At 72.5% G+C, this 23,443-nt stretch carries 17 protein-coding genes; 7 read left to right on the top strand and 10 right to left on the bottom strand.

The features are described 5' to 3' along the window. Positions 1 to 62: 62 nt before the first annotated feature. From murD to FLL47_RS17040, 9 genes are all read right to left on the bottom strand, one after another. Positions 63 to 1,466, bottom strand: coding sequence for a UDP-N-acetylmuramoyl-L-alanine--D-glutamate ligase (gene murD / locus FLL47_RS17000; protein WP_144121472.1), 1,404 nt, complete (start codon positions 1,464 to 1,466; stop codon positions 63 to 65). Between the two features lie 5 nt (positions 1,467 to 1,471). Then, the gene (mraY, locus tag FLL47_RS17005; RefSeq protein WP_144121473.1) at positions 1,472 to 2,581 is read right to left on the bottom strand and encodes a phospho-N-acetylmuramoyl-pentapeptide-transferase; all 1,110 of its coding nucleotides are present in this window, start codon (positions 2,579 to 2,581) and stop codon (positions 1,472 to 1,474) included. Continuing rightward, positions 2,578 to 4,002: a UDP-N-acetylmuramoyl-tripeptide--D-alanyl-D-alanine ligase gene (locus tag FLL47_RS17010; RefSeq protein ID WP_144121474.1), complete on the bottom strand. Its 1,425-nt coding sequence runs from the start codon at positions 4,000 to 4,002 to the stop codon at positions 2,578 to 2,580. The genes mraY and FLL47_RS17010 overlap by 4 nt, the downstream gene beginning before the upstream one ends. Then, positions 3,999 to 5,618 carry a UDP-N-acetylmuramoyl-L-alanyl-D-glutamate--2,6-diaminopimelate ligase gene (locus FLL47_RS17015; RefSeq protein WP_425457704.1) on the bottom strand — a complete coding sequence of 540 codons (1,620 nt, stop codon included), beginning with the start codon at positions 5,616 to 5,618 and terminating at the stop codon, positions 3,999 to 4,001. Before FLL47_RS17015 ends, FLL47_RS17010 begins: the two co-directional genes overlap by 4 nt. Positions 5,619 to 5,655: 37 nt before the next feature. Beyond that, positions 5,656 to 7,884: a peptidoglycan D,D-transpeptidase FtsI family protein gene (locus FLL47_RS17020; RefSeq protein ID WP_246158042.1), complete on the bottom strand. Its 2,229-nt coding sequence runs from the start codon at positions 7,882 to 7,884 to the stop codon at positions 5,656 to 5,658. Positions 7,885 to 7,960: 76 nt separating this feature from the next. Continuing rightward, positions 7,961 to 8,434 (bottom strand): cell division protein FtsL, encoded by a 474-nt coding sequence (ftsL, locus tag FLL47_RS17025; RefSeq protein WP_246158044.1) that lies wholly within the window; start codon positions 8,432 to 8,434, stop codon positions 7,961 to 7,963. Positions 8,435 to 8,548: 114 nt separating this feature from the next. Further along, complete coding sequence (rsmH, locus tag FLL47_RS17030) at positions 8,549 to 9,535, bottom strand: 16S rRNA (cytosine(1402)-N(4))-methyltransferase RsmH (RefSeq protein ID WP_144121477.1); 987 nt, start codon at positions 9,533 to 9,535, stop codon at positions 8,549 to 8,551. A 193-nt stretch (positions 9,536 to 9,728) separates the two neighbouring features. Beyond that, a complete protein-coding gene (gene mraZ, locus FLL47_RS17035; protein ID WP_144121478.1) occupies positions 9,729 to 10,160 on the bottom strand; it encodes a division/cell wall cluster transcriptional repressor MraZ in 432 nt (143 codons plus the stop codon). Between the two features lie 511 nt (positions 10,161 to 10,671). Further along, on the bottom strand, positions 10,672 to 10,938 hold the full coding sequence (locus tag FLL47_RS17040) for a hypothetical protein (RefSeq protein ID WP_144121479.1): 267 nt from the start codon (positions 10,936 to 10,938) through the stop codon (positions 10,672 to 10,674). Between the two features lie 211 nt (positions 10,939 to 11,149). Between FLL47_RS17040 and FLL47_RS17045 the strand changes: the two genes are divergently transcribed. From FLL47_RS17045 to FLL47_RS17060, 4 genes are all read left to right on the top strand, one after another. Then, positions 11,150 to 12,394 carry a MurT ligase domain-containing protein gene (locus FLL47_RS17045; RefSeq protein ID WP_144121621.1) on the top strand — a complete coding sequence of 415 codons (1,245 nt, stop codon included), beginning with the start codon at positions 11,150 to 11,152 and terminating at the stop codon, positions 12,392 to 12,394. Then, positions 12,387 to 13,094: a type 1 glutamine amidotransferase gene (locus FLL47_RS17050; protein WP_425457705.1), complete on the top strand. Its 708-nt coding sequence runs from the start codon at positions 12,387 to 12,389 to the stop codon at positions 13,092 to 13,094. Before FLL47_RS17045 ends, FLL47_RS17050 begins: the two co-directional genes overlap by 8 nt. A 203-nt stretch (positions 13,095 to 13,297) precedes the next feature. Beyond that, the gene (locus FLL47_RS17055) at positions 13,298 to 13,990 is read left to right on the top strand and encodes a TVP38/TMEM64 family protein (RefSeq protein WP_144121481.1); all 693 of its coding nucleotides are present in this window, start codon (positions 13,298 to 13,300) and stop codon (positions 13,988 to 13,990) included. 97 nt (positions 13,991 to 14,087) lie between these two features. After that, positions 14,088 to 15,020 (top strand): type IV toxin-antitoxin system AbiEi family antitoxin domain-containing protein, encoded by a 933-nt coding sequence (locus tag FLL47_RS17060; RefSeq protein ID WP_246158046.1) that lies wholly within the window; start codon positions 14,088 to 14,090, stop codon positions 15,018 to 15,020. A 265-nt stretch (positions 15,021 to 15,285) separates the two neighbouring features. On the opposite strand, the gene leuS is transcribed toward FLL47_RS17060, so the two are convergent. Then, positions 15,286 to 18,096 (bottom strand): leucine--tRNA ligase, encoded by a 2,811-nt coding sequence (leuS, locus tag FLL47_RS17065; protein WP_144121482.1) that lies wholly within the window; start codon positions 18,094 to 18,096, stop codon positions 15,286 to 15,288. Between the two features lie 549 nt (positions 18,097 to 18,645). Here leuS and FLL47_RS17070 point away from each other — a divergent pair. The 3 genes from FLL47_RS17070 to FLL47_RS44755 are packed head-to-tail and all read left to right on the top strand — an operon-like array spanning position 18,646 to position 23,414. After that, positions 18,646 to 19,656, top strand: a complete 1,011-nt coding sequence (locus FLL47_RS17070) for an AAA family ATPase (RefSeq protein ID WP_120321374.1) — start codon at positions 18,646 to 18,648, stop codon at positions 19,654 to 19,656. Between the two features lie 3 nt (positions 19,657 to 19,659). Beyond that, the gene (locus FLL47_RS17075) at positions 19,660 to 20,961 is read left to right on the top strand and encodes a DUF58 domain-containing protein (protein WP_144121483.1); all 1,302 of its coding nucleotides are present in this window, start codon (positions 19,660 to 19,662) and stop codon (positions 20,959 to 20,961) included. After that, positions 20,958 to 23,414 (top strand): transglutaminase TgpA family protein, encoded by a 2,457-nt coding sequence (locus FLL47_RS44755; protein ID WP_144121484.1) that lies wholly within the window; start codon positions 20,958 to 20,960, stop codon positions 23,412 to 23,414. Before FLL47_RS17075 ends, FLL47_RS44755 begins: the two co-directional genes overlap by 4 nt. The last annotated feature ends 29 nt before the right edge of the window (positions 23,415 to 23,443 follow it).

Consider the following 23,443-nt stretch of genomic DNA (forward strand, 5'->3'; position numbering starts at 1 on the left):
ACTTCGATCTTCTTTTATTCGATGTAATAGGCCGACGTCGATTAAAAACGGGGTGGTCGCACTCAGCCGGCCGTGGTGGCGGGCAGGGCGCGGACCGCCTCGGCGAAGGCGTCGCCGCGGCGGGCGTAGCTGGGGAACATGTCCAGTGACGCGGCGGCGGGGGCGAGCAGCACGGTGTCGCCCGGCTCGGCCAGCCGGGCGGCCGCCTGCACGACCTCCGCCATCGCCCCATCATCCGTGCGGGCCACGTCCACCACCGGCAGGTGCGGCGCGTGTCGTGCCAGTGCCGCGGCGATCTCGGCGCGGTCCACGCCGAGCAGCACCGCGCCGGCCAGCCGAGGCGCGACGCGGGCCGTCAGCTCGTCGATGTCGACGCCCTTGAGCTGCCCGCCCGCCACCCACACGATCCGCTCGTACGAGGTCAGCGACGCCTGGGCGGCGTGCGGGTTGGTCGCCTTGCTGTCGTCGACCCAGGTCACGCCGCCGACCTCGGCAACACGCGCGTTGCGGTGCGGCTCGGGCACGTAGCCGGCCAGGCCCCGCCGGATCGCCTCGTGCGACACGCCCACCGACAGCGCCAGCGCGGCGGCGGCCAGGGCGTTGGCGACGTTGTGCGCGCCGACCGGGCGGATGTCGGCCAGGGTGGCCAGTTCGTGGGCGTCGCCGTCGCCGGTGCGGTCCACGAGCACGTCCTCGACCACGCCCACGCAGCCGGGCGGCGGCACGTCGAGGGTGAAGCCGACCAGCGGGCCGGGCACCCGGGCCGCGTGCAGCCCCTCCAGTAGCGCCCTGACGCGCGGATCGTCGAGGTTGCCGACCGCGGTGCCCCCGGTGCGCACGGAGCGCCACACGGCCGTCTTGGCCCCCGCGTAGTGGTCGAAGCCGCCGTGCCAGTCCAGGTGGTCGTCGGCCAGATTGAGCAGCGCGCCGCCGTGCGGGGCCATGGTCGAGGACCAGTGCAGCTGGAAGCTGGACAGCTCGACGGCCAGCACCTCGTATCCGGCGGGGCCGCCCGACTGGGCGTCGACCAGCGGGGTGCCGATGTTGCCCAGCGCCGCGGTGCGCAGGCCGGCCGCGCCCAGGATCGCGGCCAGCATGGTGACCGTGGTGGTCTTGCCGTTGGTGCCGGTGACGGCCAGCCAGCGGGGCCCGTCCGGTTTGCGCAGGCGCCAGGCGAGCTCCGGCTCGCTGTACACCTCGATGCCGGACGCCGCGGCGGCCAGGGCGAGGGGGTGGTGCGGCGGGAAGCCCGGGGACACGACGAGGTCGTCGACCCCGGCCAGCAGCTGCCCCGGGTCGGGCTCGCCGATCACGACGGCGATGCCCTGGCCCGCGAGCCGCTCGGTCTCGGCGGAGGCCGCCCGGTCGACGACGGTCACCTTGGCGCCGAGGCCCGCCAGGGCGGTGGCGCAGGCGGCTCCGGCCACCCGCGCCCCGGCCACCAGCACCGAACGGCCCTCGTACATCGATGTCACCCCATCACGCGCAGGAAGTCGCTGTAGAAGATGCCCAGGCCGATCGCCACCCCGATGCCGCCGACGATCCAGAAGCGGACGACGATGTTGACCTCGCTCCAGCCTGCCAACTCGAAGTGGTGCTGGAGCGGCGACATGCGGAAGACACGTTTTCCGGTGGTCCGGAAGGAGATCACCTGGATCACCACCGACATCGTGATGATCACGAACAGGCCGCCGATGATGAGCAGCAGCATCAGCGTGCGCGTCGACATGGCCAGGCCCGCGATGAGGCCGCCCAGCGCCATCGAGCCGGTGTCGCCCATGAAGATGCGCGCCGGCGAGGTGTTCCACCACAGGAAGCCGACGAGCGCCCCGGCCGCCGCGGCGGCGATCATCGCCACCTCCAGCGGATCCCGCACCGCGTAGCAGTAGTTGTTGGCGTTGGACGCGTATCCGGACGTGTCGGCGCACCAGTGCTGGTACTGCCAGGCGGCGATGAAGCTGTACGCCCCCAGCACCATCACCGACGTGCCGGTGGCCAGACCGTCGAGGCCGTCGGTCAGGTTCACGCCGTTCGTGGCGCCGAGCACCACCGCCACGAACAGGATGATCGCGCCGACCTTGCCGATGTCCAGCCAGTCGATGTCGCGGATGAAAGAGATCTTGGTGGAGCCGACGGTCTCGGTGTTCGAGCCGGGGTCGCTCAGCGCGATGATGCCGAACACCGCGCCGACCAGCAGCTGGCCGAGCAGCTTGCCACGCTTGTTCAGGCCGCCGCTGTTACGCCGGCGGATCTTGAGGAAGTCGTCGATGAAGCCGACCGCGCCGGAGAACACGAACAGGCCGAGCAGCACCAGTGCGGTGATGGTCGGCGTGATCTGGGCGATCTGCTTCTCGGGCAGGGTGGTCAGGCTCAGGTGCGCCACCACGTACGCGATGACCGTGCCGAAGATGAACACCACGCCGCCCATCGTCGGCGTGCCCTTCTTGACCAGGTGGGACTGGGGCCCGTCCGTGCGGATGGGCTGCCCGGCCTTGAGCCGCGTGAAGGCTTTGATGGCTATGGGGGTGCCGAAGAGGGATACCGCGAACGCCACCAGGATCGCGACGATGATGGATCTCATCGGTGGCCGTCTCCGTCACTCGCGCCCGCGAGGGCACGTGTCTCGCGCAGTGCGTCCACCACGTCCCAGGTTCGGTAGCGCGAACCCTTCACCAGCACGACGTCTGCGGACCGCAGCCGCTCCCGCAGCACGCCGATCGCCGCGGCCTGATCGCTGACCAGCACCGACTCACCTTCCCAATGCCGCACCGAGGCCGCGCCGTCGAGGATCGGCGCGGCTGACTCGCCCACCACGATGAGCAGGCCGACGCCGAGCGTAGCCGCCAGCGCTCCCACCTCGGCATGGCCGTCGCGCTCCGCCGGACCGAGCTCGGCGTGATAACCGAGCACCGCGACGGTGCGCCGTCCCGGCTGACCTGCGCCACCCAGGGTGTGCAGCGCGCGCAGCGCCGCCGCGGTCGAGGCCGGGTTCGCGTTGTACGAGTCGTCGATGACCGTGACACCGTCGGCACGGTCGAAAACATCCATCCTTCGGGTCGAGACCGCGCGCAACCGGGCCAGCGCCGCGGGCAGTTCGGCCCACGGCAGGCCGCAGCGCAGCGCGACGGCAGCCGCCAGCAGCGTGTTGCCCACCTGGTGCGCGCCGGTCAGACCCAGCTCCACGCGCGCGGACTCGTTTCCTCGTACCACGGTGTACGAGGGACGCCCGCGCCCGTCCAGCACCACGTCCACGGCCCGCAGGTCCGCGCCCTCGGCCTGACCCACCAGCACCGACGGCGCGGCGGTGACGCCCGCCATCGCCGCCACCCGAGGGTCGTCGGCGTTGAGCACGGCCAGCCCGTCCGCGGGCAGCGCCTGCACCAGCTCGGACTTGGCCAGGGCGATGCCCTCCACCGAGCCGAATTCGCCGATGTGCGCCACTCCGACGTTGACCACCACGCCGATGCCCGGCGGGGCGATCTCGCAGAGGTCCTTGATGTGGCCGACGCCGCGCGCGCCCATCTCCAGCACCAGGAAGCGGGTGTCCGCTCCGGCCTGCAGCACGGTGTACGGCAGCCCCAGCTCGTTGTTGAAAGTGCCCGGCGGCGCGACCGTCGGGCCCAGTTCCGCCAGCAGCCCGCCGATGAGGTCCTTGGTGGTGGTCTTGCCCGACGAGCCGGTGATCGCCACGACGGTCGTGTCGAGGCGGTCCAGCACGGCGCGGGCCAGCCGGGCCATCGCGACCAGCGGGTCGGCGACCACGATCGTCGGCAGCTCGGGCACCGCGCGGGTGCCGAGCACCGCCACCGCGCCGGCGGCCGCGGCGGCCGGGGCGAAGTCGTGCCCGTCGGCCTTCTCCCCCGCGAACGCGACGAACAGCCCGCCCAGCCCGATCTTGCGTGAGTCGAACTCGACGGTGCCGGTCACCCGCGCCTGCGGGTCGCCGCCGTGCAGCGTGCCGTCGACGGCGGCGGCGATCTCGGCCAGGGTCAGCGGGATCATCGGCCCTCCTCCTGCTCGGCGGCCTCGTGGCGCCCGAAGCGGGCGCTCAGCGCGGCGGCGAGTTCGATGCGGTCGTCGAAGGGCAGCACCTCGCCGCCGATCTCCTGGCCGGTCTCGTGGCCCTTGCCGAGCAGCGCGATCACGTCGCCGTCCTTGGCCCGCTCCACCGCCTCGGCGATGGCCGCCCGGCGGCCCGCGATCTCGACGACTTCGGCCGCGGATCCTGCGGTGCCCGCGAGCACGCCCTGCCGGACCGCCGCCGGGTCCTCGGTGCGCGGGTTGTCGTCGGTGACGATGAGCAGGTCGGAGCCGTGCGCACCGGCCGCGCCCATGAGCGGACGCTTGCCGGTGTCCCGGTCGCCGCCCGCACCCAGCACGCAGATCAGGCGGCCGCCCCGGGCGTCGGCCAGCGAGCGCAGCGCCAGCAGCGCGGCCTCGATCGCGCCGACCTTGTGCGCGTAGTCGACGACGCCCACCACCGGGCCGGGCGCGTCGACCTGCTCCAGTCGGCCGGGCACACCCGGGCACGCGGCGATGCCGTCGGCGGCGGTGCGCGGGTCGACCCCGACCGCGGTCAGGCAGGCCAGCGCCAGCAGCGCGTTGGCCACGTTGTGGCGGCCGGGCAGCCGTACCCCGGCGGGCACCGGCCCGGCCGGTCCGACCGCGGTGAACCGCTGGCCGAAGTCCTGCTCGACGACGTCGGCGGCACGCCAGTCGGCGGCGGGGTCGCCGAGGGCGGAGTAGGTGACCGTGGCCGGGCGCAGCAGCGGGCGCAGCGCCGCGTCGTCGAGGTTGAGCACCTCGGTGCGGCAGCGGCCGTCGAACAGCCGCGCCTTGGCCTGGAAGTAGTCGTCGGAGTCGGTGTGGAAGTCCAGGTGGTCCGAGCCGAAGTTGGTGTAGCCGCCGACGGCGAAGCGCACCCCGCCGACGCGGCCCATCACCAGGGCGTGGCTGGACACCTCCATCACCACCGCGGTGACGCCGTTCTCCCGGGCCAGCGCGAACAGGGCGTGCAGGTCGGTCGCCTCGGGGGTGGTGCGCACGCTGGTCACCCGGACGTCGCCCAGGCGGGTCTCCACGGTGCCGATCAGCCCGGTCACGTGACCGGCGGCGCGCAGGCCGGATTCGACGAGGTACGCGGTGGAGGTCTTGCCGGCGGTGCCGGTCAGCCCGATGACGGTCAGCGCGGAGGTGGGCGAGCCGTAGACGGCGTCGGCGACCGGCCCCAGCGCCTCGCGGGCGTCCGCGACGACGAGCACGGGCACCCCGGCCGCGAGCGCGGGCGCGAGCGCCGGGTGTGCCGCGCCGGCGGCGTCGGTCAGCACGGCGACCGCGCCGGCGGCCAGTGCCGCGGGGGCGAACTCCGCGCCGTGGCGGCGGGCGCCGGGCAGCGCCGCGTACAGGTCGCCGGGGCGCACCTGGTCACTGGCGTGGGTGATGCCGGTGACCTCGGCCGCGAGCGCGTCCGGCGGGGCCGCGCAGTCGGCCCCGGACAGGCTCGCGAGCGCGGCGAGACCGACCGGCGCCACGCGGGCCGGCCGCAGCGGGGCGGTGGTGGAGCTGAGTTTCCCGGGCACGGCGTCAGACCTTACCCGCTGGCCCATGACCCGCCGCACACCTGTGCCCGCTGTGTCTGACTTCTAGTGACATGGATCAGTAATAGGTGACGAACTTGGGCGAGCCCACGGTGCTCGGCAGCACCTTGAAGTGCCGCAGCGTGTACGCCATGATGTCGCGGAACGCCGGACCGGCCACCTTGCCGCCCGCCCCGACGCCGGGCGTCTTGACGAACACCGCGATGACGTAGCGCGGATTCTCCGCCGGCGCCATGCCGATGAACGAGCCGACCTCGCCCTTGACGTATTTACCGTTGAGCACCTGCGAGCCGGTGCCGGTCTTGCCGGAGATGCGGTAGCCGGGCAGCGCCGCCGAGCGGCCGGTGGCCTGGTCGACGGTGGTCACCGCTTCCATGATCTCGCGCAGCGCCGCGGCGTTCTCGGCGCTGATGACCCGGTGCGACTTCGGCGGCGCGGGCTCGGTCACCTTGCCGCCGGGCGCGATGGTCTGCTTGATCAGGTGCGGCTGCACCCAGACGCCGTCGTTGGCGATCGCCGCGTACGCCGCCGCCATCTGCAGCGGCGTCACCGCCATCTCGTGCCCGATCGGGATCGAGCCGTGCGACGTGCCGCTCCAGTCCTCCGGGGCCTGCAGCTGGCCGGACGACTCGCCGGGCACCCCGATCCCGGTGGGCTGGCCGAGCCCGAACAGCTTCTGGTACTCGTACAGCTTCTCCGCGCCCAGCTTCTCGGCGATCTTGATGGTGGCCACGTTCGAGGAGAACGCCATCAGGCCCGGCAAGGTGATCTTGGTGCCCTCGGCGAACTGGTGGGTGTCCCAGTAGACCTGGTCGCCCTTCTTGATCGACGGGCCGATCTTCACGGTCGAGTCGGGCTCGACCACGTTCTCCTGCAGCGCCGCCGACAGCACGATCGCCTTGTGCACCGAACCGGGGTCGACCACCACCGAGGTGGCGTTGTCGGCCAGCTCCGCCGGCTTGGCCGCGCCCGGGTTCGCCGCGTTGAACGTCGGGATGCTCGCCTGGGCGACCACCTCGCCGGTGCGCGCGTCCAGCACCACCGCGGCGCCCCAGACCGCCTTCACCTTCTGCATGTTCTCGAACAGGATGTGCTGCGCATGGAACTGCACGTCACGGTCGATGGTGAGCGTCAGCGAGCTGCCCGGCTGCGCCTTGGTCTCCCGGCGGAAGCCGCCCGGGATCGGCTTGTTCAGGTTGCCGTTGCCGGTCTCGTACTGCAGCTGCCCGTTGCGGCCGCGCAGTAGCTGGTCGTAGCGGGCCTCGATGCCGGCCAGGCCGTTGAGGTCGGTGCCGGTGAAGCCGATGAGGTTGGCCGCGAGGTCGTCGCCCGGCAGGTCCCGCCGCTCGTCCCGATCGACGATGATGCCGGGCAGCTTGAGCGCGCGCACCATGTTCGCGGTGTCCACGCTCAGCCCGCGCAGCAGCCACCGGAAGCGGATGGGCTTGCCGCTGACCTCCTGCTTGCCCTTCTGCAGCAGCGGCTCGATCTCCGAGGGGGCCTTGCCCAGCAGCGGCGCGAGCAGCCCGGCCGTCGTCTTCGGCTCCACGACCAGCTCCGGGTCGACCGCGATGAACCGCGCCTCCACACTCTTGGCCAGCACGGCGCCGGTGCGGTCGAAGATCGCGCCGCGCGGCGCGGGCAGCTTGACCGTGTCGAGCCGGTCCTCGAGCCCCTGTGCGGCGAACGCCGGCGCGTCGGCCAGCTGGAACTGCACCAGGCGCACCCCGATCGCGGCGAACAGCAGCAGCGACAGGGCGGTGGCCAGGCGCAGCCGTCGGCGCGGCTCGCCCATCTTCGGCGGGTCCGGCGGCGGCGCGACCGGGCGCTGCCGCCGATCCTGCGGGCGGCCGCGGCCCGCGGGCAGCCGGTCGTCGCGGTACGGGTTCCGGGCACGGGCGGCCTGCGTACGCCCGGCGAACTCGCGGTCCGCCCGGACCGGGGCCCGGCCGCGACCCGCGGCAGCCGTGCGGCGGCGCGGCGCCTCGTCGACGTCGAAGTCGCCCTCGTCGGGACGGGCCGGTCGCCGGCTCGGTGCGCCGGTGACCCGGCCGAGCCGCTGCGGCGGGCGGCCCTCCTCGGCCCGGCCGCCGCGCACCATGCGCAGCTCGGCACGGCGGCGCTGCAACTCGGCCTCGGCCTGCGGATCCGGTGCGGAGTCCGGGCCGTCGCCGGAACCGCCGTCGCGGGTGGTCCGCCCGCGCGGGGTGAAGGCGCGTGCGTCGCCGATGCCGCTGCGGCGGTTGCGCCCCCGGTCCTCCGGCTCGTCGGTGTCGCGTCGCGCCATCGTCGCCCCTTCTATGCCTTCATGCAGGCAGGCTCCGGCACGGCTCCGCGTAGGGAGCCATGCCGGAGCCCGATGCTCACTGGCTGGTGATGCTCGGCTTGCCGGTGGCCGGCTGCGGCACCCCGATGATCTTGCCGTCGGGCAGCCGGATGAAGGCGGGTGCACCCGCCGGCACCAGGCCCAGCCGCTTGGCCGCCGCCTCCAGGCGACCCGGCGACTCCGCCTCCGTGATCTCCTGGGTGATCTGCTGCTCGCGCAGGTCGAGTTGTGCCTGCTGCTTCTTCAGATCGGTCAGTTGGATGCCGCCCTCGGCGATCTTGGTGTTGAGCACCAGGATGCCGAGCACCCCGGCGACCACGACCAGCACGATGAGCAGCACGAACGGCGTTCGCGGCGCCGCCACCGGCACCGGCGGGGCCAGCCGCAGCCGCGGTCGCCGCGCCTGCTGCGGCGTCGCGGGCTCCGGCTGCACCGCCAGCGCGGCACTGCCCACCGTCCGGTAGCGATCACCCGAACGGCCTTGATCATTCGCCTTCGCCTCGTTCGTCACGGCCCGACCCCCCGGTCGCGACGCCCCCTGCGACGGCGTTGTGCTGCGGCGCGATGCCCGCAGCGGTGTCACGTTCATCCCTACCCCCTTTGCTCGCAGCCTGCCGGCCCCTGGTCAGGGACCCTGGTCCTGCTCGATCAGTTGCACGGCCCGCAGGCGCACCGACGCCGCCCGCGGATTGCGGGCCACCTCGGCCTCCGACGCCATCTCGGCCCCGCCCCTGGTCAGCAGGCGCAGCGTCGGCCCGGTACCCGGCAGCTCGACCGGCAGGTCCACCGGTCCCGTGCTGCGGGCGCGGGCCACGAAGGCCTGCTTGGTGATCCGGTCCTCGAGCGAGTGGTACGACAGCACCACCACCCGTCCACCGGGCGCCAGCACGTCGATCGCGGCGGGCAGGGCACGCTCCCACGTGGACAGCTCGCCGTTTACCTCGATGCGCAGCGCCTGGAACGTCCGCTTGGCCGGATGTCCCCCGGTACGCCGGGCCGGTGCCGGGATCGAGTCCCGCACCAGCTCGGCCAGCAGGGCCGATGACGTGATCGGCGCCTTGGCACGCTCGCGCAGGATCGCCGCCGCGATCCTCGACGCGAACTTCTCCTCCCCGTAGACCCGCAGGATCCGGGTCAGGTCCGGGTGGGAGTAGCTGTTGACGATCTCCTGGGCGGTGACGCCCCGGGTCTGGTCCATGCGCATGTCGAGCGGCGCGTCCTGGGCGTAGGCGAACCCGCGGTCCGCCTCGTCCAGCTGCAGCGACGACACACCCAGGTCGAACAGGATCCCGTCGACCTGCTCGAGGCCGAGCTTCGGCAGCACCTGCGGCAGCTCGTCGTAGACCGCGTGCACCAGGTGCACCCGGTCGCCGAACCGCTCCAGCCGCCGCTGTGAGTGCGCCAGCGCCTCGGTGTCTCGGTCGAGCCCGACCAGGATCGTGTTCGGGTGCGCCAGCAGCACGGCCTCGGCGTGACCGCCGAGCCCGGTGGTGCCGTCGACATAGACCGTGCGTCCGCCGGGTGCGCGTCCGGGCCGGTCCAGGGCGGGGGCCAGCAACTCCAGGCATCGATCAAGCAGAACCGGCACGTGTACGCCACGTGGTTCCACCATCTCGACCCCCCTGTTTTCGCTGTGCCTCGTCGTACCGCCAGATCCCCAACCGCTTCCCCGTTCCCACCCTCGTCGCGGCCGAGGATGAGAGCGATGCGCCTGGCGTCGGGGAAGTGACGCCAGGTGCCGGAGCGGGTGGAGATCTCGCGGTACGACTCCGAGCCCGGCCGTGAACGGTGCCGGACCCCCGTCCTCACAGACCGCCGGGCAGCACCCCCTCCTCGATGTCGGCGAACTCGTCTTCGTTCGCCTCGAGGTAGGCGTCCCACGCCTGCCTGTCCCAGACCTCGACCCGGGTGCTGGCGCCGATGACCACGAGGTCCCGCTCCAGTCCCGCGTACTCCCGCAGGTGGCCCGGGATGGTCACCCGGCCCTGCTTGTCGGGGATCTCGTCGTGCGCGCTGGCGAAGAAGACCCGGCTGTAGGCACGGGCCGCCTTGTGCGTCATCGGAGCCTCGGCCAACTGGCCCGCGATGCGCTGGAACTCCGGCGTCGGAAAGACGTAGAGACAGCGCTCCTGCCCTTTGGTGATCACGACACCTCCTGCCAGCTCGTCACGGAACCGAGCGGGCAGGATCAGCCGGCCCTTGTCGTCGAGCCGGGGAGTATGGGTGCCCAGGAACATCGGCCCCCACCCCCTCCAGCACCGACACCGACGCCGTCTCGTTTCGCGGACGAGTCGGCGTGCGTTGCCCCCGGGGCCGGCGGACCGTCCGGCCCGCCATTGCGCCCCACTTTACTCCACTTCCCTCCACGGTCAATGCGGATTCAGCCTTCCGGGTGCGGTTTCGCTCCACATAGGCGCAGCTCATGGCCGCAAACGACCGGTGGAGGGCGGCGCGGCGCGTTACCAAGGTCATCTTTTTGACACCCGGAGTCGCCGCAGCAAAAAGCACCCTCCGTCTCCACGCAGTCACCCGTAGGTGGCAATGCGGTGACAGAGGGTGCTTGACAGCTGCCTCTTGGTACTACTCAGTGATATGACCATCGATCCGTAGCTCGCGGCAGCCGGACCGGGCAGGTCCGACCGGCGCAGACGGCGATCAGCGTTCGCGGCGGCGTGCCCGGGCAGGTCCCCGACGGCTCAGCGGCGATCGTCGCGCGCAGTCCCCGGCGTCCGGCGAGCGGTGCGCCGGTCAATCCTCGGCGGCGTCCGCTTCGGCGTCGTCGCCGAGCTCTTCGGGCCGGGCGGCGGACTCCGGGCCGGCCTCCGGGTCCTCGCCGGACGGGCGGCGCTGGTCGCGGCGCGACTGCCCGTCGGGCTGGGCGGACGCGCTGGCGGAGGTCTTGGCAGTGGTCGGGGCGGGTTTGGCGGCGGGGGCGCCGAGCAGGCTGACCGCGGCGATACCCGCGCCCAGGCCCAGCAACAACCGGGCGGGTCGCCGCTCAGGGAGTTCGAGCAAAGCGATGTCCTTCCAGGGGTGCAGCCTTCCGGGGGCGCCGGCGGGCGACGCCGGAAGTCGCCGCGCAGACGCGCGGCTGCTGTATCGTTTTACCCCTTCAGACCCGATTCGCGCAATACGCAGGCAAAACAGGAAGCCAGGCAGTGGTTCACGCCACAGGCCTGACGCCGTCCGGGAGTCAGGTAGCCTCTCCCGCGTGACGGAGAAGAAGCTGCCGCTGCGCGCCTCGCTCGCGGCATCGGTCTCGCGGACCGCCGCGGCGCTCTCACGCGCCACCGGCCGGGGCGACGGGTCGGTCATCGGCGGGCGACTAGGCATGATGATCGACCCGGATCTGCTCGCCCACCTGGCGGCCGGGCGGCGCATAGCCCTGGTCTCCGGCACCAACGGCAAGACCACCACCACGCGGTTCACCGCGGCGGCGGTCGGCGTGCTGGGCGACGTCGCCACGAACTCGTTCGGCGCGAACATGCCCACCGGCCACACCTCCGCCCTGGCCCGCGCCGGCACCACGCCGTACGCCGTGCTGGAGGTCGACGAGCACTACCTCGCGCAGGTGCTCAGGGCCACCACGCCGCTGGTCGTGGCGCTGCTGAACCTGTCCCGCGACCAGCTCGACCGGGCCAAGGAGGTGGCGATGATGGCGCAGCTGTGGCGCGACGCCCTCGCCGACCACCCCGGCGTGCACGTGGTCGCCAACGCCGACGACCCGATGGTCGTGTACGCCGCCGCCGCGCACGCCGCGGCGGGTGAAGGACGGGTGACCTGGTTCTCCGCCGGCCAGCGCTGGCGCGAGGACGCACACGTCTGCCCCGCCTGCGGCGCGCACATCGAGCGCGACGAGACCGACGAGGACTCCTGGCGCTGCGCCACCGGCGACCTGACCCGCCCGGCCCCGCAGTGGACCGTCGACGAGTCCGCCGTGATCGACCCCGAGGGCGTACGGCACGAGGTCAAGCTCCAGCTGCCCGGCAAGGTCAACGTCGGCAACGCGGCGACCGCGCTGGCCGTGGCGCACCGCTTCGGGGTCTCCCCCGCCGACGCCGCGCCCAAGCTCGCCGAGGTCGCCAGCGTGGCCGGCCGCTACGCCCAGGTCGACCGGGACGGGCGCAACATCCGCCTGCTGCTGGCCAAGAACCCGGCCAGCTGGCTGGAGGCCTTCGACATGGCCGAGGAGCAGCCCACCCTGCTGTCGATCAACGCGCGCGACCCCGACGGCTTCGACACCAGCTGGCTGTTCGACGTCGACTTCGCGCCGCTGCGCGGCCGCCAGGTCCTGATCACCGGGGACCGGGCCTTCGACCTCGCCGTACGGCTGCAGGTCAACGACGTCGCCTTCACCCACGTGAAGTCGTTCGACGAGGCTGTCGCGGCGGTGCCGCCCGGCAGACTGGAAGTGATCGCGAACTACACCGCGTTCCAGGACATCCGAGCGGAGTTGGATCGAGTTGTCTAGCGCACTCCAGATCGTCTGGATCTACCCGGACCTGCTGTCCACCTACGGCGACCGCGGCAACATGCTGATCCTGGCGCACCGCGCCAAGCTGCGCGGCATCCCCGCCGAGACCGTCGAGGTGCGTTCCGACCAGGCGCTGCCCTACGGCGACATCTACCTCATCGGCGGCGGCGAGGACGGCCCGCAGGCCCTGGCCGCACAGCGGCTGCAGGCCGACCGCGGCCTGCACCGCGCCGTCGACCGGCGCGCGGTGGTGTTCGCCGTCTGCGCGGGATACCAGCTGCTCGGCAACAGCTTCTTCGCCAAGGGCGCCAAGTGCGACGGCCTCGGCCTGCTCGACCTGCACTCCGACCGCGGCCCCACCCGGGCCGTCGGCGAGCTGGCCGGCGACATCGACCCGGCGCTGGGCCTGCCCATGCTCACCGGCTTCGAGAACCACGGCGGCCGCACCCACCTCGGCCCCGAGGTGAAACCGCTGGCCAAGGTCCGCACCGGTATCGGCAACGACGGCGCGACCGAGGGCGCGTGGTCCGGCACCGTCATCGGCACGTACTCGCACGGCCCCGCCCTGTCGCGCAACCCGGCGCTGGCCGACCTGCTGCTGCGCTGGGCGACCGGCGAGGAGACCCTCGCCGCCGCCGACGACACCTGGCACACCCGGCTGCGCAGCGAGCGCCTCGGCGCCGCGGGACTCGTGTGACCGCGTCGTCCGGCATCAGATCCGCGGCCTCAGCAGCGCCCGGCGCCGAAGCCGACACCACGGCAGCCGGTTCGGCTCGACCAGGATCGGCACCGGCAGGCATAGCGCAGCCCGGCACCGGATCGGCTGATGCGGTTCCGCCCGCGACGGTGCCAGCAGGCCCGGGGCAGCCCGGCGCAAGGCCCGCTGATTCGGCTCCGCCCATGACGGCTCCGGCGGGCGCAAGTCGGTCCGCCGTCACGGCGGCGGGCACGCACCGGCTGCGGTTGGTCGCGCTCGCGGTGCTGGTCGGGTTGGCCGGTGTCGCCGCGTGGAAGCTGCCCCTGGACAAGCTGCCCGCCTGGGTGGACCAGCTCGGCCCGGCCGCGCCCGCGGTCGCGGTGCTGGTCTGCGCGGTGCTGCTGTGCGCGCTGGTGCCGCGTACCGCCATCTCGCTGGGCTGCGGCGCGCTGTTCGGCGCGGTCGGCGGGGCCGCCTGGTCGCTCACCGCGGCGCTGCTCGCCGCGACCGTGACCTACGCCGCCGGGCGCTGGGCGGGGCGCGACTTCGTCGCCGCGCACGCCGGTGACCGGCTGGCCCGGCTCGACCGCTGGCTGGCCCGGCGCGGCCTGCTGGCCGTCATCGTCGTGCGGCTGCAGCCGATCGCCCCGTTCGGGCTGGTCGGGTATGCGTACGGAACCAGTTCGGTGCGCTTCCGGCACTACCTGCTGGGCACCGCGCTGGGCGGGCTGCCGTCCTCGTTCAGCTACGCCACCATCGGCGCGGCCGCGATCGCACCGCACTCGCTGAGCTGGCTCACCTTCATCCCGGCCGCGACCGGCATCCTGATCAGCGCCGCCGCCGCCCTGCACTGGCGCCACCAGACCCGCGCCACCGCCCGCCCGGCCACCGCCTGACCGTCTTGATTCGTTCTTGTGGACGCTGGACGTCGCTCCAGCAGCGTCCAGCGTCCACAGAAATGAATCTTGTTTGGACGGTCTAAGCTCGGCGGACGTGCGTGAGCTGCCGCGTGACGACTCTTCGGACCTCGACTTCCTGCTCTTCCGCCAGCATGACGTGCTGAGCCGGGCGCAGGCGCTGGCCCACTACACCGACGCCGCGATCCGGCACCGGGTCGCAGTGGGGCGCTGGCAGCGGCCGCGCCGGGGCGTGTACGTGCTGCAACCTGCACCCCGCGACGACGACCAGCGGCGCTGGATCGCCGTCCTCGCCGGCCCGCCCGGCACCGTGACCGCGGGGCGCACCGCGCTGACGCAACTCGGACTACGCGGGTTCGCCGTGACCGCGATTCACCTGCTCATGCCCGCCACGGTCCGCGACCGGGACACGCCGCACGACGTGATCGTGCACCGCGCCCGCCTCCTGGACCCCGTCGCGGACGTACACGATCTCGGCAGCCCGCCGTGCACCATGCCCGCCCGCTCGGTCGTCGACGCGGCCCAGTGGGCGCGCTCCGACGACGAAGCCCGCGCCATCGTGGCCGCCACCCTGCAGCAGCGCCTGGTCGGGCCACCCGAGGTGCGAGCCGTGCTGGCCAGGATGAGCGGAGTGCGACGGCGACCGGTGATCACCCAGGCGGTCAACGACGCTGCCGGTGGAGCCGGGTCGCTGCCCGAGGCGCAGTTCCTCGCGCTGTGTCGCCGTGGCGGCCTGCCCCGGCCGAAACTCCAGGTCAGCCGCCGCGACACCGACGGACGGCAGCGCTACCTGGACGCCCTCTTCGACCAGTACGGCGTCCACGCCGAGATCGACGGTGCCCAGCACCTCGACGTACGCGCCTACTGGGCGGACATGCGGCGGCAGAACGCCCTGTGGGTACGCGGCGAGCGGGTGCTGCGCTTCCCGGCCTGGGCGGTGCGGAACCAGCCGGACGAAGTACTCGAATCGGTCCGGGCCGCGCTGCGCGCCGCAGGCTGGCCCGGCTGATGATCTGTTTTTGTGGACGATGGACGTCGTCATAGCAACGTCCATCGTCCACAAAAACAGATCATGCGCCTCGACCGCCGGCTCGGAACAGGATCCAAACGCCAAAACGTGCGGGCAACCGAGCGGGGTCGACATGGCAGAGCGGGTCCAGCGCGCAGCGCAGAACACTACGCCGCGACAAGCCACAGGTCAGCGCAGCCGTCCCGTTAAGAAGGGCACCTTCTACAACGCATAGCGTTAAGAAGGTGCCCTTCCTTCGTCCAGATCAGGCGACGATGCTGACCAGGCGGCCGGGGACGACGATGACCTTCTTGGGGTCCTTGCCGGCCAGGGAGGCGGCGACCTCGGTCAGGGCGGCGGCGCGGACCTCGTCCTCGGCGGCGTCGGCGGCCACCTCGATCCGGCCGCGGACCTTGCCGTTGATCTGGACCGGGTAGGTGACCAGGTCGGCGGTCAGCAGCGCCGGGTCGGCGGCCGGGAAGTCGGCGAAGGTCAGCGAGCCGTCGTGGCCCAGCTTGGACCACAGCTCCTCGGCGATGTGCGGGGCGACCGGGGCCAGCATCAGCACCAGCGGCTCGGCGATCTCGCGCGGGGTCGCGCCGGCCTTGGTCAGCGCGTTGGTCAGCTCGATCAGCTTCGCGATCGCGGTGTTGAAGCGCAGCGCGGCCATGTCCTCGCGGACTCCGGCGATGGTGCGGTGCAGCAGGCGGCGCAGGTCGTCGGAGGCCGGGGTGTCGACCACCGTGACGCCGCCGGTCTCTTCGTCGACCACGGTGCGCCAGACCCGCTGCAGGAAGCGGTACGCCCCGACGACCGCCCGGGTCTCCCAGGGCCGGGACACCTCCAGCGGGCCCATGGACATCTCGTAGACGCGGAAGGTGTCGGCGCCGTACCGCTCGCACATCTCGTCGGGCGTGACGACGTTCTTCAGGGACTTGCCCATCTTGCCGTACTCGCGGTCGACCTTCTCGCCGTTCCAGGTGAAGACGGACGGCTGCTCCTCGGCGACCTCCTCGGCCGGGACGTGCGCGCCGCGGTGGTCGCGGTACGCGTACGCCTGGATGTAGCCCTGGTTGAACAGCCGGTGGTACGGCTCGTAGCTGCTGACGTGCCCCAGGTCGAACAGCACCTTGTGCCAGAACCGGGCGTACAGCAGGTGCAGCACCGCGTGCTCGACGCCGCCGACGTACAGGTCGACGCCGCCGGAGTCGCCGGCCGACTGCGGGCCCACCCAGTACGCCTCGTTGGCCGGGTCGACGAAGGCCAGTTCGTTGGTCGGGTCCAGGTAGCGCAGCTGGTACCAGCAGGAGCCGGCCCACTGCGGCATGGTGTTGGTCTCGCGGATGTAGGACTTCGGGCCGTCGCCCAGGTCCAGCTCGACCTCGACCCACTCCTTGGCGCGCGACAGCGGCGTCTCCGGCGAAGAGGTCGCGTCGTCGGGCTCGAAGGTCTTCGGCGAGAAGTCGTCGACCTCGGGCAGCTCCAGCGGCAGCATCGACTCGGGCAGCGCGATGGCCTGGCCGTCGGCGCCGTACACGATCGGGAACGGCTCGCCCCAGTAGCGCTGGCGGCTGAACAGCCAGTCGCGCAGCCGGTACGTGGTCGCGCCCTGGCCGTGGTCGTTCGCCTCCAGCCAGGCGATGATCTTCTCTTTGGCCTCGGCGATGCCCAGGCCGTCCAGCATGCCGGAGTTGATCGCCGGGCCGTCGCCGGTGAACGCCTTGCCGTCGAAACCCTCGGTCGGCTGCACGGTGCGGATGATGGGCAGCTCGAAGACCTCGGCGAACTCCCAGTCCCGCTCGTCCTGGCCGGGCACCGCCATGATCGCGCCGGTGCCGTAGCCGGCCAGCACGTAGTCGGCGATGAACACCGGCACGCGCGCGCCGTTGACGGGGTTGACCGCGTACGCACCGGTGAAGACGCCGGTCTTGACCTTGGCGTCGGCCTGGCGCTCGATCTCGGTCTTGGCCGCGGCCTCGGCGCGGTACGCGGCGACGGCGGCGGCCGGGGTGTCGTGCCCGCCGGTCCACACCTCGTGGGTGCCCTCGGGCCAGGCCGCGGGCACGATGTCGTCGACCAGCTCGTGCTCGGGCGCGACGACCATGTAGGTCGCGCCGTACACGGTGTCGGGGCGCGTGGTGAACACGCGGATGCTCTCGGCACTCCCCTCGACGCCGAACGCGATGTGCGCGCCGGTCGAGCGGCCGATCCAGTTCCGCTGCATCGCCTTGATCGGCTCGGGCCAGTCCAGCGTGTCCAGGTCGTCGATCAGGCGGTCGCCGTACGCGGTGATACGCATCATCCACTGCTTCAGGCTCCGCTTGAAGACCGGGAAGTTGCCGCGCTCGCTGCGCCCGTCGGAGGTGACCTCCTCGTTGGCCAGCACCGTGCCCAGGCCGGGGCACCAGTTCACGGGCGCCTCGGAGACGTACGCCAGCCGGTGCTCGTTGATGATCGCGCGCTGCTCGGTGGCGGACTTCGCGGCCCAGGCCGGGTCCTGCGCCAGCTTCTCGACCAGCTCGCTGATCGGCCGCGCTCTGCCCTGCTCGGCGTCGTACCAGGAGTTGAAGACCTGCAGGAAGATCCACTGCGTCCAGCGGTAGAACGCGACGTCGGTGGTGGCCACCGAGCGCCGGTCGTCATGGCCCAGGCCCAGCATGCGCAGCTGGGCGCGGTAGCGCTCGACGTTGCGCTCGGTGGTGATGCGCGGGTGGGTGCCGGTCTGCACCGCGTACTGCTCGGCGGGCAGGCCGAAGGAGTCGAAGCCCATCGTGTGCAGCACGTTGAAGCCCGCCATGCGCTGGAAGCGGGCGAACACGTCGGTGCCGATGAAGCCCAGCGGGTGGCCCACGTGCAGCCCCGAACCGGACGGGTACGGGAACATGTCCAGGACGAACTGCTTCGGGGCACCCGAGCGCGGGTGCGTCGGGTCGGCCAGCGGCCCGGCCGGGTTGGGCGTGTGGAAGGTGCCGTGCTCCTGCCAGAAGTCCTGCCAGTGCGCCTCGATGGCGTTCGCGGTGGCGGCGGTGTAGCGATACGGGGGAATGTCGGCCGGGGTCTCGGCGTGCTCGCTCATGTCCAGGTCCTCACGAGTCAGATCAAGATCAAAGTCATCGGGCGGTACGGAACGCCGCAGCGCGTTCGTGGGCGCGTCCTAGGGCACAAAAAAGCCCCTCACGCAGGAGGGGTCGCCGTGCTCACGCGCGCTCCGTCGCGTCAGCACGGCTCACTAAGGAGCGCCAGGGCCCAAGCCATGACCGCATGATACCCCCGGGCGCGCGGCCCCCGCATCTCGCATAGCTCGCACACCGGCCGATCCGGCGCGTCGACGACGACCGGATCCCTGCCATTGCCGCATGCGCCGCACCTACGGAACACTGCGGACAAGGCTCTCACTCCGCTGCGAGCCGCCCGGCGCGCCGTGCCGGCCGTCCGGCCCGGTACTTGCCCAGCGAAGCAACCTCCCCGACGGAGGTCGGCGTTCTGTCGGGGCGCAGTGATCAGAATGGTGGGAGGCCAGGGTGAGCGCAGGAAGCGCCCGTCCCACGGGGGCCAGGCCCCGCAGTTGCGAACTACAGGAGGACATGTGACCACGCAACGCAGTGGGGGCGAACTCACCGACCCCATGACGGTCGACGAGTTCCGTGCCACGACGAACGCCATCGTGGCCAACATCGAGCAGGTCATCGAGGGCAAGACCGCCACCGTGCGGCTGGCCCTGGCCGTGCTGCTGGCCGAGGGCCACCTGCTCATCGAGGACGTGCCCGGCGTCGGTAAGACCAAGCTGGCCAAGGCCCTGGCCCGGTCCATCGACTGCTCCGTACGGCGCATCCAGTTCACCCCCGACCTGCTGCCCAGCGACGTCACCGGGGTCAGCGTCTACAACCAGGAGACGCGCGACTTCGAGTTCAAGCCGGGCGCGGTCTTCGCCAACCTGGTGGTCGGCGACGAGATCAACCGGGCCTCGCCGAAGACCCAGTCGGCGCTGCTGGAGTGCATGGAGGAGCACCAGGTCACCGTGGACGGCGTCACGTACGCCATGGAGATCCCGTTCATGGTGGTCGCGACGCAGAACCCGATCGAGATGGAGGGCACGTACCCGCTGCCCGAGGCGCAGCGCGACCGGTTCACCGCCCGCATCGCGATGGGCTACCCGGACGCCGCGGCCGAGTACGCCATGCTCGACGGCTACCACTCGCACGACCCGCTGGAGGACCTGACCTCGGTCGTCGACGGCGGCACCGTGCGGCGGCTCATCGCCACGGTGCGCAGCGTGCACGTGGCCGAGGCGGTCAAGCGCTACGCCGTGGAGCTGGTCACCGCCACCCGCGAGGCCCCCGAGCTGCGCCTGGGCGCGTCCCCCCGGTCCACGCTGCAGCTGCTGCGCACGGCCAAGGCCGTCGCCGCGCTCGACGGCCGTGACTACGTCGTGCCCGACGACCTGCAGACCCTCGCCGTGCCGGTGCTCGCGCACCGCGTCATCCCCACCGCCGACGCGCAACTGGCCCGGCGCACCACCGACGCGATCCTGTCCGAGCTGGTGCACCGGCTGCCGGTGCCGCACGACCGCGGGCGCTCCCCCTACGACACCCGCCCGGCCACGCCGCCCAACTCCTTCTACGACCGGCGGGGCTGACCCATGCGTGAGGCGCTGCGCGGGCTCACCACCCGCGGCCGCTCGTTCCTCGCCGCGGGGGCGGCCGCGCTGCTGTGCGCGCTCGCCCTCGGCGAGAAGGACCTGATGCGGGTGGCGGTGCTGCTCGTGGCGCTGCCGCTGATGGCGGCGATGTACGTCGGCCGGGCGCGCTACAAGCTCGCCTGCACGCGCAGCCTCGACCCGTACCGCGTGCAGGCCGGCGGCAACGCGCGGGTGCTGCTGCGGCTGCAGAACATGTCCCGCCTGCCCACCGGCACGCTGCTGCTGGAGGACCGGCTGCCGTACGCACTGGGCAGCCGGCCCCGGCTGGTGCTGGAACGTCTCGGCGCGCAGCAGGCCAGCTCGGTGGCGTACACGGTGCGCGCCGAGCTACGCGGGCGCTACGAGGTCGGCCCGCTGACGCTGCGCATGACGGACCCGTTCGGACTGTGCGAGCTGACCCGCTCGTTCCCCAGCGCCGACAAGCTCACCGTGATCCCGAACGTGTCGCCGCTGCAGCTGGTACGGCTGGCCGGGGAGTACTCGGGCACCGGCGACAGCCGCGCCCGCTCGGTCGCCGTGCACGGCGAGGACGACGCCGCGACCCGGGAGTACCGCCGCGGCGACGACCTGCGCCGGGTGCACTGGCGCTCCACCGCCCGGGTGGGCGAGCTGATGGTGCGCCGCGAGGAGCAGCCGTGGGAGAGCCGGGCCACGGTCCTGCTCGACACGCGGCTGGGCGCGCACCGGGGCGAGGGCCCGACGGCCAGCTTCGAGTGGGCGGTGTCGGCCTCGGCCAGCATCGCGGTGCACCTGCGCCAGGCCGGATACCGGCTGCGCCTGGTCACCGACACCGGCGCCGACATCGACGCCACCGAGGGCGTGGGCGACGGCATGCTGCTGGACCACCTGGCCGAGGTGAAGGCCTCGCCGCGCGGCGACGTGGGCAGCCTGGTGGAGCACACCCGCCGGCGCGCCGACGGCGGCCTGATCATCGCGGTGCTGGGCCTGCTCACCGCAGAGGAGGCCCGGCTGCTGCTCGCCCTGCGCACCAGCGGCACCACCTGCGTGGCGTTCTTCCTGGACGCCAGCACCTGGCTCAACCTGCCCGCGCAGGCGCGCGAGGCGGCCGAGCACGAGCACGCGGCGGCGGCGCTGTCGCTGATGCAGAGCGGCTGGCGGGTCGTGCGGGTCAAGCACGGCGACCAGCTGCCCACGCTGTGGCCGCAGGCGGCCCGGGGCCAGCAGGGCTTCGCGGTACGTGCGGCGATGGCCGAGACGGTCACCATGGGAGGCGGCCGATGAACTCACGACGTCATCTGGGCCTGGTCGCGGGCGCGGCCACGGTGCTCGCCTCGGCTCCGATCTCGGACATCTTCGCCGGCTGGAGCTGGCTGTTCGAGGGCGGGCTCATGGTCGCGATGGTGACCGGGGCGGCGCTGGGCGCACGCTCGCTGCGCGGTCGGCTCTGGGCCCAGCTGCTGGCCATGCTGGCCGCGCTGCTGATCGGCCTGACCTGGCTGTTCGGCGAGGACACCGCGATCCTCGGGCTGATCCCGACGCCGGACACGTTCGCCCAGTTCGGCAAGCTGTTCGCGCTGGCCGGCGAGGAGGTCCAGAAGAGCTACGTGCCGGTGCCCGACCTGGACGGGCTGCTGTTCGTCAGCGCGCTGGGCATGGGCTCGGTCGCGATCCTGGTGGACCTGTGCGCGGTGGGGCTGCGCCGCCCGGCGCTGGCGGGCCTGCCGATGCTGGCCATCTACTCGGTGCCGGTCGCGGTCTACGTGGACTCGCTGTCGCCCATCCCGTTCGTCGTCGGCTCGATCGGCTTCCTGTGGCTGCTGGTCAGCGACAACGTCGACCGGGTACGCCGCTTCGGCCGCCGGTTCACCGGCGAGGGCCGCGGCGTCGACGTCTGGGAACCGTCCCCGCTGGCCTCCGCCGGGCGGCGGCTGGCCGTGATCGGTGTGCTGGTGGCGGTGGCCCTGCCGCTGGCCGTGCCCGCGATGAGCGCGGGCTTCCTCGGCGAATTCGGCAGCGGCGACGGCCTCGGCCAGGCCGGCAAAGGCCCCCGCGGCAACGGCCGGGTGGACCTGTTCGCCGAGCTGAGCGGACGGCTCAAGCAGGCCGGTGTGCAGGACATGGTGAAGGTCACCACCAACGACCCGGACCCGTTCTACATGCGTTTCGGGGTCGCCGACCAGATCAGCGGCGGCGGCTTCGCCAGCCACCAGCCCACCGGCCAGCCGGTCAGCGACGACCTGCCCGACCCGGCCGGGCTGGACCTCAGCGCGGTGCGCTCGCAGGCCGCCACGGCCCGCGTCGAGATCACCGAGAACTTCGCCATGCCGCTGCTGCCGGTCTACTCGGCGCCGACGTCGATCCGCGGGCTCGACGCCGCGTGGTCGTACGACCCGGGCCTGCAGATCGTCTACTCACAGCGGGCCAACTCCGCCGGGCACTCGTACGAGTTCGACTACGTGCGCGCGGAGTTCACCCCCGACCAGCTGCGCACCGCGCCGACGATGGCCGCGTCCGACGCGAACCAGCGTCAGTACAGCAACGTGCCCGGGGTGCCCCAGGTGCGCACCCTGGTGGACAAGCTGATCGAGGGCAAGGCGAACAACTACGACCGGGTCCGCGCGCTCTACGACCACTTCTCCGCCAAGAACGGCTTCAAGTACGACGTGGCCGCCCCGGCGGGCACCTCTGGCGCGGCCATCGTCGACTTCCTGAACAACAAGCGCGGCTTCTGCGAGCAGTACGCCGCGGCGCTGGCCTGGATGGTTCGCACGGCGGGCATCCCGGCCCGGGTGGCGTTCGGCTTCACGCTGGGCGGCGCGCCGGACAACGGCGTACGCACCCTCACCAACCGCAACCTGCACGCGTGGACCGAGGTCTACTTCTCCGGATACGGCTGGGTGCCGTTCGACGCGACCCCGTCGACGTACGTGGTCGGCTCGGCTCCTACGGCGTGGGCCCCGGACGTGGACGCGCCCGACCAGACCCCGGACGGGGTACGCCCCTCGCTGAGCCCGGGCACGAGCGGCGGCCCGGACGGGCCGGGTGGGCCGACGCGTGACCCGATCGACCCCGAGGGCGGGTTGATCGGCCCGATCGTCGTCGACGACGAGCTGCCCACCTGGGTGTGGGTGGCGACCGGCGGCGGCCTGCTGCTGTTCGCACTGCTGATCACCCCGGCGCTGCGGCGGACGATGCTGCGCCGGCGGCGGGGCGTGCGGGCCGCGGTGGCGGCCTCCGGCAGCTTCACCGAGGTCGGCATATCCGCGGCGGACCTGACCATGACCGTGGTCGGGGACGTCGACACGGCCCGGCGGCAGGCCCACGCGGCCTGGGACGAGCTCATCGACACGATGATCGACCACCGGCTGGTGGTCGACCCGGCGGAGACGCCGCGGGCCACGGTCGAGCGGCTGATCAGCACCGCGCTGCCCGCGTCGGTGGCCGTGGAGCAGGCACGCCTGCTCGGCATGGCCGAAGAGCGGGCCAGGTACGCGCCGGTGCCGCTGTCTGCCGAGCGCCTCACCCCGGCCGTCCGGGCGGTGCGCCGGGCCATCGCGGGCGAGGCCGACCGGGGCGTGCGCCTGGCGGCGCTGCTGATGCCGCCGTCGGTGCTGCTGCGCTGGCGCAACGCGGCGTACAGCGGGTTCACCACGCTGTCGGTGCGGATGTCGCGGGTGAGCGATTTCGGCAAGCGCGTGCTGCGGCCGCTGCGGCCCGGACGGCTGATGCGCTGACCCGCGCACCAGCACGAACATGGCGAGGG

It is taken from the genome of Catellatospora sichuanensis (assembly GCF_007483665.1).
GTDB classification, from domain to species: domain Bacteria; phylum Actinomycetota; class Actinomycetes; order Mycobacteriales; family Micromonosporaceae; genus Catellatospora; species Catellatospora sichuanensis.